The sequence below is a fragment of the Cellulomonas endophytica genome (genome assembly GCF_004123805.1).
Taxonomy (GTDB): domain Bacteria; phylum Actinomycetota; class Actinomycetes; order Actinomycetales; family Cellulomonadaceae; genus Cellulomonas; species Cellulomonas endophytica.
In genome coordinates this window covers 87,417-102,602 of sequence record NZ_RWJX01000002.1, presented here as the reverse complement: position 1 = coordinate 102,602, position 15,186 = coordinate 87,417, and the positions used below count along the sequence as shown (strand labels likewise).

The following is a 15,186-nucleotide window of genomic DNA, read 5'->3' as shown; positions in this document are numbered from 1 at the left end:
CCCGTCGCCGGGACCATCGCCGGGACGGGTGACCTGCCTCCTGTGGACGCGCCGGCCCGGCGGGACCGACGGATGTCGGACCTGACCGGTAGACAGGACCGATGACGCGCTTCGTCGGGATCGACCTCGCCTGGGGGCCCACCGCCAGGACAGGGGTGGCGGTGCTCGACGAGGCCGGCTGCCTCGTGCACTCGAGCAGCGTCGTGACCGACGAGGAGCTCGACGCCGTCGTGCGGACGCACACGGCGGGCGCGCCCGTCGTCTCGGCGATCGACGCGCCCCTCGTCGTGCCGAACCTCACGGGGATGCGCCCGGCGGAGCGGCTCGTGACGCAGCACTTCGGGCGCTACGCCGCCGGCGCCTACCCCGCCAACCGCAGCAACCGGCACTTCGACCCGCCCCGGGGCGAGCGGTTGGCCCAGCGGCACGGATGGACGGTCGACCCCGACGTGCGTCCCGACGCGCACACCTCGGTGGCGATCGAGGTCTACCCGCACCCGGCGATGGTGGTGCTCTTCGGGCTGGAGCGGGTGATCCCGTACAAGTCGAAGCCGGGACGCGACCTGGAGTCGCGGTCGGCCGCCTGGCGGGTGCTGCTCGACCACCTCGAGCGCGTCGCCGGGCCTCTGCTCGGGCTGGCGTCGAACGCCCGCTGGCAGCACCTGCGGGACGCGGCCGTGCAGGCGACCCGCCCCGTCGACCTCGACCGCATCGAGGACGAGGTGGACGCGATCGTCTGCGCCCACCTCGCCTGGCTCTGGGCCACCGAGCGCGACCGCATGGTGGTGCTCGGCACGGTCGAGGACGGCTACATCGTCGTGCCGGGCCTGCCCACGCCGCCGGCCCCGCGGCGTCCGGCGAGGGCCGCGGCACCGGTCGGCCTCGACGGCACCGAGGTGCGGCACCGTCGCGCGGTCGAGGCGGTCCTCGTCGAGATGCCGTCCCTCACGCGGGACGCGGCGGAGCGCCTCGTGCGGGTCGTCGCGGCGGAGCTCTCCTCCTCGCCGTGACGGACGGCCGGGCGACGACCCCCTCGCCGCCCGGTGCGCGCGTCACCAGGCCAGGACGCCCTCGCGGTCCTGCAGCGTGCCGGTCGGTCCGTCGGCGCCGATGGTCGCCATCGCGACGATGGCGTCGGTGCCCTCCGTGACCGTCTGCGGCCCGCTGTTGCCGTTCAGGTCGGTGGCGGTGTACCCGGGGTCGACGGCGTTGACCCGCAGCTCGGGGAGGGCCCTGGCGTACTGCACGGTGAGCATCGTGACGGCCGACTTCGACGCGGTGTAGAACGGTGCGACGACCTTGGACTCGATGCGGGCCTCGTCGTGCACCGCGGCGAAGGAGCCGAGGCCGCTGGTGACGTTGACGACGACGGGGGCGCCCGAGCGGCGCAGCAGGGGCAGGAACGCCTGCGTCGTGCGGACGACGCCGAGCACGTTCGTCGCGAAGACGGCTTCCGCGTCCGCGGCGGTCAAGGTCTCGACCGGCGACGAGGAGCCCGCGACGCCCGCGTTGTTGACGAGCACGTCCAGGGTGCCCTCGTGGGCCTCGACGTCGGCGACGGCGGCCGCGACGGACGCGTCGTCCGTGACGTCGAGGGGGACGAAGCGCGCACCGAGCGCGTCGGCGGCGGCCCGGCCGCGCTCGGGGTCGCGGGCGCCGACGAGCACGGTGTGGCCGAGGGCGAGGAGGCGGCGGGCGGACTCGTACCCGAGGCCCTTGTTGGCCCCGGTGATCAGTGTCGTGGTCATGGCTCCACCCTCCGGGCCACGCCGAGGGTCTGCCAGTGCCCCTCGCGACGGTAGGACCGGCGGTACCACCGTCGAGCCTGCCGCCGCACCGGCGGGGAGCGCGAGGATGGGCCCGTGACGGACACGGTGACCGAGACGCTCGGGACGGCGCTGCGGCGGTGGCGGGACCGGCTCGACCCCGCGGACGTCGGGGTGGCGACCGGCCGACGGCGGGCCCGCGGGCTGCGCCGCGAGGAGCTCGCGCACCTGGCGGGCCTGTCCGTCGACTACGTGGTGCGCCTCGAGCAGGGACGGGCGACGCACCCGTCCGCCCAGGTGGTGAGCGCGCTCGCGCGGGCGCTGCAGCTGTCCGACGACGAGCGGGACCACCTGCACGTGCTGGCGGGCCTGCTGCCCCCGCGCCCGACGACGGTCTCGACCCACCTCCCGCCCGGGATCGTGCGCCTCGTGCACCGGCTGACCGAGCTGCCGGTCGCCGTGTTCAGCGCGTCGTGGGACCTCATCACCTGGACCCCGCTGTGGTCGGCGCTGCTCGGCGACCCCGGCCTCCTGCCGGGGACGGAGCGCAACCTCGTCCGCACCCGGTTCCTCGGCACGGGCCACGCGGCGGTGCCCTCCTCGGTCGGCGAGCAGGGGTCGGGGGCCGACCGGGAGCACATCGCGGCGTTCGAGGCGGCGCTCGTCGCGGACCTGCGGGTGGCGGCCGGCCGCTACCCGGACGACCGCGGGCTGCGGGCCCTCGTCGCCGAGCTGCACCGTGACAGCCGGCGGTTCGCGCGGCTGTGGGACAGCGGCGCGACGGGCGAGCACCAGTCGGCGCTCAAGACGGTGCTCCACCCGGTCGTCGGCCCGGTCCTGCTCGACTGCGACGTGCTCACCGCCCCCGGCTCGGACGCGAAGATCGTCGTGCACTCGGCGCCCGCCGGGAGCTCGGCCGCCCAGGCCCTGGAGCTCCTGCGCGTGACGGGCGGCGCGCGGACGGCGGTCACGACGAGCGCCTGACCCGGATGCCCCGCACGACGAGCGCGTGCCCTGCCGGCCGGGGGAGGACGCGACCGCGCCGCCGACGTGTCGCAGCGGGTCAGCCCTCGACGACCGGGACGTCCGTGAGGCGGAACGGGGCCGGGGGCGGCGGGACGAGGCCGAGGTACGAGTCCACCTGGTGCGGCGCGACCTCCACGACGACCGTGTCCTGGCCCGTGTCGGGCCACACGACGCTGACGATCCGGGTGTCGCCCGGACCGACACCGGTGATCGTGCGGTCCGCCATGGGCTCGCGGCGCAGGGGCTCCGGACGGCCGACGTAGTCCAGCGGGTAGACGCGCGTGCTGCCGACAGGGAGGGTCACGTTGGTCGCCGCCCAGATCAGGGTCGTGTCGTTGGCGCCGCGGGCGTCGGAGGCCCCCAGCCCGAAGGCGGTCGCGGTGAGGTACGTCGTGCCCTCGTTCGTGACCTCCAGGTCGCCGACGAGCATCCCGCCGAGCCGCCGCACCTCCGGCAGGCGCACCTGCACGGGGATGCCGGAGTCGACGATGTCGACCCCCTCGTCGCCGGTGGCGGTCGGGCCTGCCGGCGGGGGGAGGGGCGTGCCGTCGTCGACGATCGGCGCCGCCGTGTCCACCGTCGCGGCGGTGTCCTCCGCGGCGGCGGCGGGCCGCGCGAGCAGCACCTGCACGCGGCGGTTGAGCGCGCGCGACGCGGGGTCGGTCCCCGGGACGAGGGGCTCCGCCTCACCGCGGCCGTCGACGGTCACGGTCCACGACGACAGGTCCACGAGCTGCCCCAGCCGCGACGCGACGGCGGCGGCACGGCGCCGGGACAGGTCGAGGTTGTAGGGGTCGTCCGCGACGTCGTCGGTGTGCCCGACGACCGTCAGCGCGCCACCGGCGCCGTCACCGGCGGCCGTCACCTGCGCGGCGAGCGCGGCGAGGGCGCCCTCGGCGTCAGGCCCGAGGGCGTCGGAGTCGCTCGCGAAGAGCACGTCCGACGCCAGGTCCAGCGCGACCTGCTCGGGGGTGTCCCGTGTCCGCACCTCGCCGTCGAGAAGCTCCACCCACCGTTCCAGCGGCAGGGCCCGGGCGTCGGCGACCGGCTCGGAGATCTCCTCCAGCGGCACGGTCCACTCCGACGCGTCGGCCACGTCGACGACCGGGATGCCGGCGACCGTGCCGCCCTCGGTGAGCACGACGTCGACCGTGTCCCCGGTCGGGACCGCGTAGATCCCGTAGACGACGGAGGCGCCCTCTCCGACGGCCCGGACGGCGGCGTCGGTGGCCGGCCCGCCGGGGCTGGTGTTGCTCGTCGTGGCCGGGGCGCCGGTGGCGGTGCGCGCCGGCACCAGGACCGTGCCCGCGCCGCGGTCGAGCAGCCGCACGCCGGTAGGACCCGGGCTCGCGCCCTCGAAGGACTCCGCCATCGCCGTCATGAGGAAGGTCGTGCTGCTCGTCACCGTCGCGAGCCGCAGCACGGCGACGTCCCCCTGCACGACGAGCGGGCCGACCTCGAGGCTGACCGGGTCGCCGAGGAGCGTCGTCTCGACGACCCGGGGGGCGTTCTCGGCGTCGGCGGCGCCGCTGCTCGTCGGCTCCGGGGAGGCGGTGGCGCCGGCCGCGGCCGACGGCGGGTCGGACGGTGGGGGCGTCACCTCGCCGCCGGTGCAGCCCGCGGCCAGGAGCGCCACCACCAGAGCAGCACCCGCTCGTCGTCCCTGCGCAGCCGTCATGGCCGACCTCCCCCGTCGCGGGGGCCGACCCTACCGGCGGAGCCGCTCGCTGCCGTGCGGCGCGGTGGGCGCTGCCCGTGCGGCCGGTGCTGGGGGCGGCTCGGTCAGCCCGCCAGCCCGTCGACCACCGCGGCGACGCGCCGGGCGCGGGTCGCCTCCGCCTTCGCACCGAGGACGCCGTCGACGGCGGCCTTGCGACGGCTGGGGGCGAGCGCGTCGAAGGCGGCGCGCCGTCCGGCGGCGTCGAGCGCGGCGGCCAGGTCCGCGGGCACCTCGACCTCGCGCGGGGCCTCGTCGAGCACGGCGGTGATCTCCAGCGGCACGCCGACGTCGACGGCCGCCTCCGCCCGGCGCTCCTTGTTGAGCGCGAGGAGCTGCTGCCCGCCCATGGTCCCGACGGTCGTGCGGTAGGTCAGCGCGCCGACCGTCACGACGAGGGCGGGCCGCTTCCCGGCGCCGATCGCGGCGAGGACCTCGGGCGGCACGGGGATGCCGGTGACCCCGGGGCGCGCCTCGAACAGCTCGGTCGTCCAGGTGACGGGCTCGGGCATCAGTGCCTCCGGGTGCGTGCGATGAGGACCAGGACCGTAGCGCCGTGGCCTGCCCAGGAGGGCGGGAACGGCGGACCGGTGCCTCACCGGCTCTCGTCGGGCAGTCGAGCCCGCCCAGCGCCGAGGGCGGGGCGGTCGACCGCTCTGCCACGGGCCCTGTGGACGGACGAGGGCGGCCGGTGCGCGAGCGCGGCTACGGTCCGCGCGTCGTCAGGGAGGCGACGGGTGGTGGGGCGGGTGGTCGGCATGGCGACGCGTGCGAGCAGCACGAGGACGGGAACGCCGGGCGAGGTCGGCCTCGTCGGAGGGCCCCGGCGTCGGTCCTTCGTGCCCGGGTGGCCGTACTGGGTGGTGGTCGTGCCGTTGGCAGCCGCGCGAGTAGTGCGGCACGGCGTGGTCGGTCTGCAGGTGGTCCTCGTCGTCGGGATCCTGATAGGTCTCCTGGTGCTCGGGTGGTGGCTCGGCGCGCGCCGACGGGTCGCGTCCCTGCGGTCCCTCGTCCGCCGTCACCGCCCCGGGTGGGATGCGGAGGGCGTGTTCCTCGGTGCCGTCGCGGGACCCACCGCCTCGCCGGAGGTGCGCGCGAGCGCGTGCGGCGTGCTGGCCTTCGGCCTCGGTGGTGTCGATCTCCTGGCCCGACGGCGGGACCCGCTCGTGCTCGGCGCGGCGTGGTCCGCGGTCGACCGCGTCGACGTGGCGACCGTGTCGCTGGGGCAGGGGCAGTCGCTCCCCGGTGTCCGGCTCGTGCTGTCCGACGGCCGGACCGCCGAGGTCGTGCCCATGCGCGACCGGAGGGGCGGGGTCCTCCCGGCCTCGGCCGCCGACGTCGCCCTCCTGGCCGCCGAGCTCGAGGCGCTGCGGCGGGCGGCGACCGCGCGGGCCTCAGCCGGACCTCGGTCGTCGTGCGTTTCCGCCGCTACCCCCACACCTCGCCCTGGGGCGGGTGCGGGGGTAGCGGCGAGGGGCTCGTGCGGGTCAGACGCCGGCGACGAGCTCCTCCGCCTCCGCGCGCTCGGCGGGTGAGGGCCGGCGGTCGGTCGGGCGCAGGGTGATGAGCGTCCCGGCGACGAGGGCCGCCAGCGCGAGGGCGCCGACGGACACCCAGATGGCCGTGGTGAAGCCGTGCACCGTGGCGGCGGCGGGGTCGCCGGCGCCGTTCGCGGCGATCCACGAGGCCGTGGCGGACGTGGCGACGGTGTTGAGCAGCGCGATGCCGATCGAGCCGCCGACCTGCTGGGCGGTGTTCACGGTGGCCGAGGCCACGCCGGCGTCGGGACCGCTCACACCGGACGTGCCGGTGCTCATCGCCGCCATGAAGGTCATGCCCATGCCGAGCCCGAGCACGAGGAGCGAGGGGAGGACGTGCGTGACGTAGGAGGCGCCGACCTCGAGCTGCGTGAACCACGTGAGCGCCGCGGCGCCGAGCAGCAGGCCCGGGACCATGAGCCGGCGCGGGCCGACGCGGGGGAGCAGCCGGGCGGAGATGCCGACGGAGCCGGTCATCATGCCCGCCGTCATGGGCAGGAACGCCAGGCCCGTGAGCACCGGCGACCAGCCCTGCACGACCTGCATGAAGTAGGTGAGGAAGAGGAAGACCCCGAACATGCCCGTCGTCGACAGGCCGATCGCGAGCAGGGCGCCGGCGCGGTTGCGGTCGCGCAGGATCCGCAGCGGCAGCAGCGCGTGGGGCGTGCGGCGCTCGACGAGGACGAACGCCACCAGCAGCGCGGTGCCCAGCGCGAACGAGCCGAGCACGAGCCCGGACGTCCAGCCCGCCTGCTCGGCCTCGCTCAGCCCGTACACGACGGCGAGGAGGCCGCCACTGGCCAGGACGGCACCGGGCACGTCGAGGCGGGTGCGGACGGTGCCGGCGCCGCGGCGGTCCTGGAGGAAGAGCGTCGCGCCGACGACCGCCGCGATGGCGATGGGCGCGTTCACCAGGAGGCACCAGCGCCAATCGAGGTACTCGGTGAGCACGCCGCCGAGGACGAGCCCGACGGCGCTGCCGCCACCGGCGATCGCGCCGTAGATGCCGAAGGCGCGGGCGCGCTCGCGGGGCTCGGTGAACGTCACGGTGAGCAGCGACAGGGCGGCCGGCGCGAGCAGCGCCGCGAAGACGCCCTGCAGGGCGCGGGCGGACAGCAGCATGGCGCTGTTCGCCGCGATGCCGCCGAGCGCGGAGGCGGCGGCGAAGCCGATGAGCCCGATGATCAGCGCGCGCTTGCGGCCGATGACGTCGCCGAGGCGGCCGCCGAGGAGCAGCAGCCCGCCGAAGGCCAGCGTGTAGGCGGTGACGACCCACTGGCGGTCGGCGTCGGAGATCCCGAGGTCGGCCTGCGCGGACGGCAGGGCGATGTTCACGATGGTCATGTCGAGGACGACCATGAGCTGGGCGAGCCCGATGGTCACCAGGCCCCACCAGCGGCGGGGGTCGGGTGCGGCGGCGGTCGTCGGGAGCGACGCGGCGGACGAGGGCAGGGGCGACGGCGTGGCCGGCCGGCGGGGGCCGGGACGGCGGTGCTCGTCGAGGGGGAGTTCGGGGGACACGGGCGTGCCTCTCGTCGAGGAGGTGGGGGGAGGTGCCCGCCGAGCACCGCGCGAGGTGCGGGACCGGGCGGAAGTGGGTGGGGCCTGGCTGGTGCGGAATCTCCTAGCCGGCCGGTAAGTTGATGTCGGCAACGTAGATCCGGTACTTACCGGCCGTCAAGTAGAACTCGGAGATCGACCATGGGCGTGGCGGAGGAGACGGCGAGCGGGGCCCGGCGGCGGGGGGACACCCGTGACCGCATCCGCGACCGCGCCCTCGCCCGCTTCACCGAGCAGGGCTACGACCAGACGTCGCTGCGTGAGATCGCCGAGGACCTGGGCGTGACGAAGGCGGCGGTCTACTACCACTTCCGCTCGAAGGAGGAGATCGTCGAGAGCCTCGTCGCCGAGGTCGGCACGACGATCGAGGACCTCATCTCCTGGGTGCGCACCGCGCCCCGCACGCGGGAGACCCGCCTGGAGCTGCTGCGCCGGCTCGGGGAGGCCACCGCCGGCGGCATGTCGGACGTCGTGCGGTGCGTGCAGCAGAACGAGGTCGCCCTGCAGGGGCTGCCCGGCACGGAGAACCTCGTCCACCGCATCAAGCACCGGCTGTGGGAGGCGGCGCTGCCCGAGGGCGCCGGCGTCGAGGAGCGGCTGCGCGTGCGGCTGGCGCTCATGGCGGTGCTCACCGCCCGCCACACCGGGTCGGACCTGGGCGGCACGCCGGAGGAGCGCGCCGAGGTCGCCCAGCGCGTCGCCGCGGACCTCATGCCCTGACCGTCCCTCGGGCGCGGATGCACCCCTCCTCCACGACGAGCGGCCCACGGCGGACGCGCTCGGGCCGCGGCGGGCCGAGCCCCTCGGCGAGTGCGTCGCACTTCGCCGTCAGGGACGCACCTGCAGATGCGACGCCGACGGCGGAGTGCGACGCCGACGGCAAGGGCCACCGCTCCGACTCCTGGTCCGGGCGACGAGGGGCGGCTGAGCGAGTGATGCCTGCTGCGCGCGCCGATGCGTCGTGCCTGAACGGCCGATGCGCTCGGCGTGCAGGAGTTCAGGACGCAGTCGTGGCGGCGGTACGGCAAGGCCCGGACCTACGTCGTCGACGTCGCCACAGGGGTGCAGATCGGGTACCGCGACGACGTGAGCGGCGAGCTCGTCCCCACCGACCCCAGCACCGCGAGGATCCTGGGTCGCTGGTGGGAGCTGGTGCAGAACGGCGCACCGTCGGTGATCGCGCCCGCCGTCACCGCGCCGGCGACGGTGTCGACAGCACCGTCGATCGCGCCGCCCGATCCCCGCGGCCAGCCGTCTCACACCGCACGCGAGGTCATGCCGGCGGCGGTACGGACCGACGAGGACCTCTCCGCGCACCGGGCGGGACAGGCGGCACGGGCACGGGCCGTGGAGGAGCTGGCCGCCCGACGTGCCGAGGTGGGCCGGCTCCGCACCTGGTGGGGCAGGGTGACCGACGCGCGCACGGACGAACGTGCGTGGCGCATCGGCGCCGCGGCCGAGGAGTCGATCGGTGCCGAGCTGGACGGCCTCGCCGGTCACGGCTGGCGGGTGCTGCACTCGCTGCCGGTGGGGGAGCGTGACGCGGACATCGACCACGTCCTCATCGGGCCCGCCGGCGTCTTCACGGTGAACTCCAAGCACCACCCGGGCGCATCGGTGTGGGTGGTGCCGAAGCAGGTGCGCGTCAACGGCCACCCCGTGCCCTACCTGCGCAACTCCCGTCACGAGGCCGCCCGGGCAGCCCGCCTGCTCTCCGCAGCCGCGCACGTGCCGGTCGGCGTGACGGCCGTCCTGGTCTTCCGGCTCGGCTCGGGCTCCCTGACCCTGCGTGAGGAGCCGGGGGACGTCCTCGTCGTGCGCGCGGCCGCGGCGGCAGAGGCCCTCCGCCGGCTCCCGGTGGTCCTGTCCGAGGAGCAGGTCGACCGGCTCTTCGCGGTCGCGCGGTGGCGCTCGACCTGGCAGCCGCGCTGAGCGCGCGCGTCCCCGCGAAGGAGCTCAGGGCATCCCGGGTCGCGCGAGCTGCTCCAGCCACCGCGCGGGGTCCGGGCAGCCGCACAGGGACGTGCCGCTGACGAGCCAGGTCGCGCCGTGCGCGTGGCAGCGGGCGCCCCGCTCGAGGTCGACGCTGCCGTCGACGCCCAGCAGCGGGCGTCCGGCGAGGGCGTCGAGGCGGTCGTAGGTCGTCGGCAGGAAGCCCGAGCCGGCCTGGCCCGGGACGACGGACATGACGAGGACGCCGACGTCCGGCCCGAGGGCCCGCACCTCGTCGAGCGGCGTGCCGGGGGAGACGGCGACGGCCGCCCGGCGCCCCGCGCCGCGGACCGCGTCCACCGCCTCCCGCCACCCCTCCGCCTCGACGTGGACGACGACGGTGTCGCAGAGGTCCGTCCACGCCGGCACGTGCTCGACGGGCCGCCGGACCATGAGGTGCACCTCGTGCGCCACCTCGGCGTCGGGCGGCAGCGACGCGACGAGCTGCGCCACGCCCTCGGGGTCGAAGCCCCCGGGCGCCGCGAGGTCGCCGTCGGACACGTCCCAGTGCACCCGCCGCACGCCGCCCGCGACGAGCCGCGCGAGCTCCGCCGCCCGCTCGGCCTCCGGCACCGACCACAGGGAGACGGCGACGCGCAGCCCCTCGTCGCCGCCGTCCGGCGACGTCACGGAGACCCCGGGTCGCCCGTAGGCACGACCGCCGGCAGCCGCAGCAGCTCCTCCGCCAGCGAGCGGTCGGTGACGAGCTCCGTCGTCAGCCCCGCGCGCACGGCGGCGAGCACCGCGTGCGCCTTGTCCGCCCCGCCCGCCGCCGCGACGATCCGCGGCGTCCGGCGCAGCAGCTCGGCGGGGATGGTGATGGACCGGGCGACGACGTCCGGCGCCAGCTGGGTGCCGTCGGCGGCGAGCAGCGCGGCGGTGACCTCGGCGCGCACGCCCTCGTCGCGGAGCCGGTCCCGCTCGGCGGGGTCGAGCGAGGCGTAGAGCTGGGAGTTCGGCGGGTCCCAGGACCCGACGGAGACCACCGCCGTGGTGAGCCGGTCGTAGAGCTCGAAGGCCCGGGCCACGCCGGGCTCGGCGCGCAGGGCCTCGGCGGTGCGGGGGTCGCCGACCACGAGCGGCGCGAAGATCGGGTAGGCCGCCCCGCCGGAGCGCAGGGCCACCTGGCGCAGGATCTCCACGGGCGAGTCCGCGATGTTGTGGCCCGTCACGCCGGTGAGCTGCACGACCGTCGTGCGGGGCAGCGCCGGGAGCGCGGCGCTCATCGCGGCGAGCGTGCGCCCCCAGGCCATGCCGAGGACCTCGCCGTCGTGCAGGGTCCGGCCGAGCAGGTGCGCGGCGGCCTCCCCGACGACGCGCCGCACCTCCTCCGGCGCCGGCCCGGACTCGACGACGACGACCCGGCTCAGCCCGAGGTGCTCCGCGACCCGGGCCGCGAGGGCGGGGGCCATCACGCCGCTGTCGTGGACCGTGATCGTGACGACGCCGGTCTCGCGCGCCTGCTCCAGCAGCCGCGCCACCTTGAAGCGCGAGACGCCGAGCTCGGCCGCGATCTCGATCTTGCTCCGGTCCTCGAGAAAGAAGCGACGGGCGGCCAGCGCCATCTGGCGGCGCTCGTCGTCGGGCGTCGTCGCCGCCTCATTGTCGCTCATGTGAGCACCGTAGCGGATTGGCGTTGCTCAATCGAGACCACGAGGACTTGTGCGAGGACCAGCACCGCGCATATGTTGCTCCAACAGCCACAGAAGCGCTCAGATGAGCACACTGCGAGGAGGCAGCTGCATGGCCCGACGACGACGTCTTCCCGAGGAGCTCGGGATCGCTGCGGTCGTGGTGCTCGTCGCCGCGGTCCTGTCCCTGCTGTCCCCGACCTTCCGCACGGTCGACAACGCCCAGCTGCTGCTGCTCAACGGCACGGTCATCGCCTTCCTGGCCCTGGGGCAGGCGTTCGTCCTGCTGACGGGCGGGATCGACCTCTCGACCGGCTCCAACGTCGCCCTCACGGGCATGGTCGCCGCCCTGCTCATGCGGGACGGCGCCCCCTGGTGGCTCGCGGCACTGGCGGCGCTCGGCATCGGCGCCCTCGTCGGCGCGCTGAACGGCTCGCTCATCCACTTCCTGGGGCTGCCGCCGTTCATCGTCACCTTCGCGACCTTCGGCGTCGCGGCGTCGATCCCGCTCATCCTCACCGGCGCGAGCTCGGTGAACGTGGCGGACCCGCTCTTCGCGATCGTCGGCCGCGGCGGCCTCTTCGGGATCCCGATGCCGGTGGTCCTCGTCGCGCTCTCCGCCGTGGTCTTCGCGGTGCTGCTGCGGCGCACGCCCACCGGCGTCCACATCTACGCCGTCGGCGGCAACCGCGAGACCGCGCGCCTGGCCGGCATCCCGATCGGCCGCGTCACCGTCCTCGTCTACGCCCTGTCCGGCGTCTGCGCGGGCTTCGGCGGGCTCATCGTCACCAGCCGCCTCATGGTCGGCTACCCCTCCGCGGGCTCGGGCAACGAGCTCTTCTACTCCATCGCCGCCGCGGTCGTCGGCGGGGTCAGCCTCTTCGGCGGCATCGGCTCCATCACCGGCGCGCTGCTCGGCGCCGTCCTCATCGCGACGGTGTCCAACGGCATGAACGTGCTCGGCGTCGAGAGCTACTGGCAGCCCCTCGTCATCGGCGTGATCATCCTCGGCGGCGTCATCCTCGACACCTACCGGCGCAACGTCTCGTTCGGCGACCTGCTGCGCCGCGCCCGGTCCCGCTCCGCGACGGGCGCCCCGCCGGCCGGTGGCCCGCCCACGGGCTCCGCCCCCTCCGCGACCGGCCCCTCGTCGGGCGTCTCCCGGCAGGCAAGCCCCACCGCCACTCCCACCCCCACGCCCGGCGGACCCGCCGCGGCGGGCTCGTCCCCCACCACCACCACCCGGAGGTAGCAACGATGCGCACCCGTCCCTCCCACCGCTCCCTGGCCACGCTCGGCGGCCTCGCCGCCCTCACCCTCGCCCTCGGCGCCTGCTCCGGCGCCGTCGACACCGGCACGGGCGGCGGTGGCGGCGACGCGACCGCCGGCGCGACGGGCGAGGCCGGCTCCGACCGTCCCGCGGCCTGCGACGAGGAGACTCCCTACGTCGCCGTCGCCCTGCCGAACCTCACCAACCCGTACTACGTCGCCATGAAGGCCGGCTTCGAGGCGGCGGGCGAGGAGAACGGCTTCGACGTCGAGGTGCAGATCGCCGACGACGACGACGCGAACCAGCTCTCGCAGGTCCAGTCCATGCTGCAGAAGCAGCCGTGCGCGCTGGCCCTCAACGCCGTGAAGTCCGAGCCGGCGGCGGCCATCGTCTCCGCGGCGAACGAGGCCGGCGTCCCGGTCTTCACGGTCAACGTCACAGTCGACCCCGACGCGCTGGAGGCGCAGAACGGGACCGTCGTGCAGTACCTCGGCGCGGACAACGCCGCCGGCGGCCGCCAGATGGCCGAGGCGGTGCTGGCCGACCTCGGCGCCGACGCGGCGCTCCAGATCGGCTTCGTCACGGAGCCCGACGAGGTGCCCACGCGCCTGCGCGACGAGGGCTTCGAGGAGGCCATCGCCGCCAACCCGAACGCGGAGGTCGTCGCGAAGGTGGACGGCAACGTCAAGCCCGACGACTCCCTGCGCGCCACGTCCGAGATGCTGTCGGGCAACCCCGGCATCGACGTCATCTTCGCCTCGACGGGCCCGGCCACCTACGGCGCCCTGCAGGCCCTGCCCGCGGGCAGCCCCGTGAAGGTCTACGGGTTCTGCGCGTCGGAGGAGCCGCTGACGGAGACCTACGCCGGCTGCGTCGCGCAGGAGCCCGAGGCCTACGGCCGCTCCGTCGTCGAGCAGATCCGCGGCTGGGTCGACGGCGACACCCCGGAGCCGGAGATCCTCGAGGAGCTCAAGCTCTTCACCACGGGCGATACCCCCGCGCCGGGCGAGGTGGGCTGACCGTGTCGGCCGACGAGCCCAGCGCGGCCACCGGCACGGGCGCGCGCGGGTCGGGCCTGGCGGTCCGGGACGTCGTGAAGTCCTACTCCGGCGTGGAGGTGCTGCACGGGGTCTCCCTCGACGTGGCCCCCGGCGACGTCGTCGGGCTCGTCGGCCACAACGGGGCGGGCAAGTCCACGCTCCTGCGCATCATCGCCGGCGCCACGCGCGCCGACCGCGGGTCGCTCACCGTCGACGGGCGGCCCGCGGCGATCGGCTCCCCCCGGGACGCCCTCGCCGCCGGCATCGCCACCGTCTACCAGGAGCTGTCGCTGCTGCCGAACCTCACGGTGACGCAGAACGTCTTCCTCGGCGACGAGGTGACGCGCACCGGCATGCTGCGCCGCGGCGCGATGCGCGACCAGGCGGCGGCGCTCGTCGAGGAGTTCGGGCTGAAGGTCGACCCGGACCGGCAGCTCGGCGAGTACCCCGTGGCCACCCGCCAGCTCCTCGAGATCGCCGTGGCGGTCCACCGCGACGCCCGGTACGTCCTGCTCGACGAGCCGACGACGAGCCTCGAGGGGCGGCAGGTCGACGAGTTCCTCGACACCGTCCGCGAGCTCGCGGCGGACAAGAGCCTCGGCGTGGTGCTGGTGGACCACAAGCTCGACGAGCTCTACCGGGTGGCGAACCGCATGGTCGCGCTCGTCGACGGGCAGGTGCGCATCGACGCCCCGCTGGACCAGCTGAGCCGCGACGAGATCGTCGTCGCCATCGCGGGCGAGGAGGCGCTGCCGGTCCTCGGCAGCGCCGCGGTGGAGGGGTCGTCCGGCGGTCCCGGCGCCCCCGGTGGTTCCGGCGGTTCCGCGCCGGTCGCGGCCCTGCACGCGGTTCCCGACGAGGAGCCCGCGCACCCGGCCGTCGTCGCCGGCGGCACGCGGCCCGGGCGTCGCCTCGAGGTGCGCGGGCTGCGCGGGCCGGTGGTGGCGGGCGTGGACCTCGTCGCCGAGCCCGGACGGGTGCTCGGGATCTACGGCCTCGTCGGGGCCGGACGGACCGAGGTCCTGCGCACGCTCGTCGGGCTCGACCGGATGCACGGCGGGCAGGTGCTGCTCGACGGCCGCCCCTACACGCCCCGCAACCCGGCGCACGCCCAGCGCGAGGGGCTCGTGTACCTCACGGAGGAGCGCAAGAGCGACGGCATCGTGCCGCGGCTGGACTGCGGGACGAACGTGGTGCTGCCCGTGCTGGGGCAGCACCGCCGCCTCGGCCTGCTGGACCGGCGTGCGCTCGCGGCCCGGTCCGAGGAGCTGATGGAGCGCCTGCGGGTCCGGGGCGACCGCCGCGGCGCCGTGGTGAACCTGTCCGGCGGCAACCAGCAGAAGGTGCTGCTCGCGCGGGCGCTGGCGCAGAACCCGCGCGTCCTGCTCCTCGATGAGCCGACGAAGGGCGTCGACCTCGGCGTGAAGGCGGAGATCCACCGGCTCATCCGGTCCCTGGCGCACGACGCCGGCATGACGGTGGTCGTCGTCTCGTCGGAGGAGGACGAGGTCTGCGAGGTGGCGGACGACATGGTCGTCCTCAGCCAGGGGACCAGCGACGGCCGGCTGCTGCCGCCGGAGGAGCGCACCCCCGCGGCCCTGCGGCGCGCGGCCTGGGCCGCGGCATGAGCACGACGAGAGGAACGA

14 protein-coding genes are annotated in these 15,186 nt (G+C 75.6%); 8 read left to right on the top strand and 6 right to left on the bottom strand.

What is annotated here, in order from left to right:
• The first annotated feature begins 101 nt into the window (after positions 1-101).
• A complete protein-coding gene (locus EJA20_RS01155; RefSeq protein ID WP_129336342.1) occupies positions 102-1,010 on the top strand; it encodes a DUF429 domain-containing protein in 909 nt (302 codons plus the stop codon).
• Between the two features lie 42 nt (positions 1,011-1,052).
• Here EJA20_RS01155 and EJA20_RS01150 read toward each other — a convergent pair whose 3' ends face one another.
• Positions 1,053-1,748: an SDR family NAD(P)-dependent oxidoreductase gene (locus EJA20_RS01150; protein WP_129336341.1), complete on the bottom strand. Its 696-nt coding sequence runs from the start codon at positions 1,746-1,748 to the stop codon at positions 1,053-1,055.
• Positions 1,749-1,862: 114 nt separating this feature from the next.
• On the opposite strand from EJA20_RS01150, the gene EJA20_RS01145 reads away from it, so the two are divergent.
• The gene (locus EJA20_RS01145; RefSeq protein ID WP_240674854.1) at positions 1,863-2,750 is read left to right on the top strand and encodes a helix-turn-helix transcriptional regulator; all 888 of its coding nucleotides are present in this window, start codon (positions 1,863-1,865) and stop codon (positions 2,748-2,750) included.
• A 79-nt stretch (positions 2,751-2,829) separates the two neighbouring features.
• On the opposite strand, the gene EJA20_RS01140 is transcribed toward EJA20_RS01145, so the two are convergent.
• Positions 2,830-4,470, bottom strand: coding sequence for an OmpA family protein (locus EJA20_RS01140; protein WP_129336340.1), 1,641 nt, complete (start codon positions 4,468-4,470; stop codon positions 2,830-2,832).
• Between the two features lie 104 nt (positions 4,471-4,574).
• Positions 4,575-5,021, bottom strand: a complete 447-nt coding sequence (locus tag EJA20_RS01135) for a YdeI/OmpD-associated family protein (protein ID WP_129336339.1) — start codon at positions 5,019-5,021, stop codon at positions 4,575-4,577.
• Positions 5,022-5,348: 327 nt separating this feature from the next.
• Between EJA20_RS01135 and EJA20_RS01130 the strand changes: the two genes are divergently transcribed.
• The gene (locus EJA20_RS01130; protein WP_129336338.1) at positions 5,349-6,044 is read left to right on the top strand and encodes a hypothetical protein; all 696 of its coding nucleotides are present in this window, start codon (positions 5,349-5,351) and stop codon (positions 6,042-6,044) included.
• Here EJA20_RS01130 and EJA20_RS01125 read toward each other — a convergent pair.
• The gene (locus EJA20_RS01125) at positions 5,997-7,568 is read right to left on the bottom strand and encodes an MFS transporter (protein ID WP_205687299.1); all 1,572 of its coding nucleotides are present in this window, start codon (positions 7,566-7,568) and stop codon (positions 5,997-5,999) included. The genes EJA20_RS01130 and EJA20_RS01125 overlap by 48 nt on opposite strands.
• 180 nt (positions 7,569-7,748) lie before the next feature.
• Here EJA20_RS01125 and EJA20_RS19235 point away from each other — a divergent pair, with 180 nt between their 5' ends.
• Positions 7,749-8,327 (top strand): TetR/AcrR family transcriptional regulator, encoded by a 579-nt coding sequence (locus EJA20_RS19235; protein ID WP_129336337.1) that lies wholly within the window; start codon positions 7,749-7,751, stop codon positions 8,325-8,327.
• 267 nt (positions 8,328-8,594) lie between these two features.
• A complete protein-coding gene (locus tag EJA20_RS01115) occupies positions 8,595-9,539 on the top strand; it encodes a nuclease-related domain-containing protein (RefSeq protein WP_205687298.1) in 945 nt (314 codons plus the stop codon).
• Between the two features lie 24 nt (positions 9,540-9,563).
• Here EJA20_RS01115 and EJA20_RS01110 read toward each other — a convergent pair whose 3' ends face one another.
• Together EJA20_RS01110 and EJA20_RS01105 are read right to left on the bottom strand one after the other, a co-directional pair.
• The gene (locus tag EJA20_RS01110) at positions 9,564-10,229 is read right to left on the bottom strand and encodes a beta/alpha barrel domain-containing protein (RefSeq protein WP_129336336.1); all 666 of its coding nucleotides are present in this window, start codon (positions 10,227-10,229) and stop codon (positions 9,564-9,566) included.
• Positions 10,226-11,212 (bottom strand): sugar-binding transcriptional regulator, encoded by a 987-nt coding sequence (locus EJA20_RS01105; protein WP_129336335.1) that lies wholly within the window; start codon positions 11,210-11,212, stop codon positions 10,226-10,228. Before EJA20_RS01105 ends, EJA20_RS01110 begins: the two co-directional genes overlap by 4 nt.
• Positions 11,213-11,315: 103 nt before the next feature.
• Between EJA20_RS01105 and EJA20_RS01100 the strand changes: the two genes are divergently transcribed.
• Genes EJA20_RS01100 through EJA20_RS01090 form a run of 3 tightly spaced genes read left to right on the top strand, consistent with a single transcriptional unit; the run spans position 11,316 to position 15,168 of the window.
• Positions 11,316-12,482, top strand: coding sequence for an ABC transporter permease (locus tag EJA20_RS01100; protein WP_205687297.1), 1,167 nt, complete (start codon positions 11,316-11,318; stop codon positions 12,480-12,482).
• Between the two features lie 5 nt (positions 12,483-12,487).
• Positions 12,488-13,519, top strand: coding sequence for a substrate-binding domain-containing protein (locus EJA20_RS01095; RefSeq protein WP_129336334.1), 1,032 nt, complete (start codon positions 12,488-12,490; stop codon positions 13,517-13,519).
• A gap of 2 nt (positions 13,520-13,521) precedes the next feature.
• A complete protein-coding gene (locus tag EJA20_RS01090) occupies positions 13,522-15,168 on the top strand; it encodes a sugar ABC transporter ATP-binding protein (protein WP_164983785.1) in 1,647 nt (548 codons plus the stop codon).
• Positions 15,169-15,186: the final 18 nt, after the last annotated feature.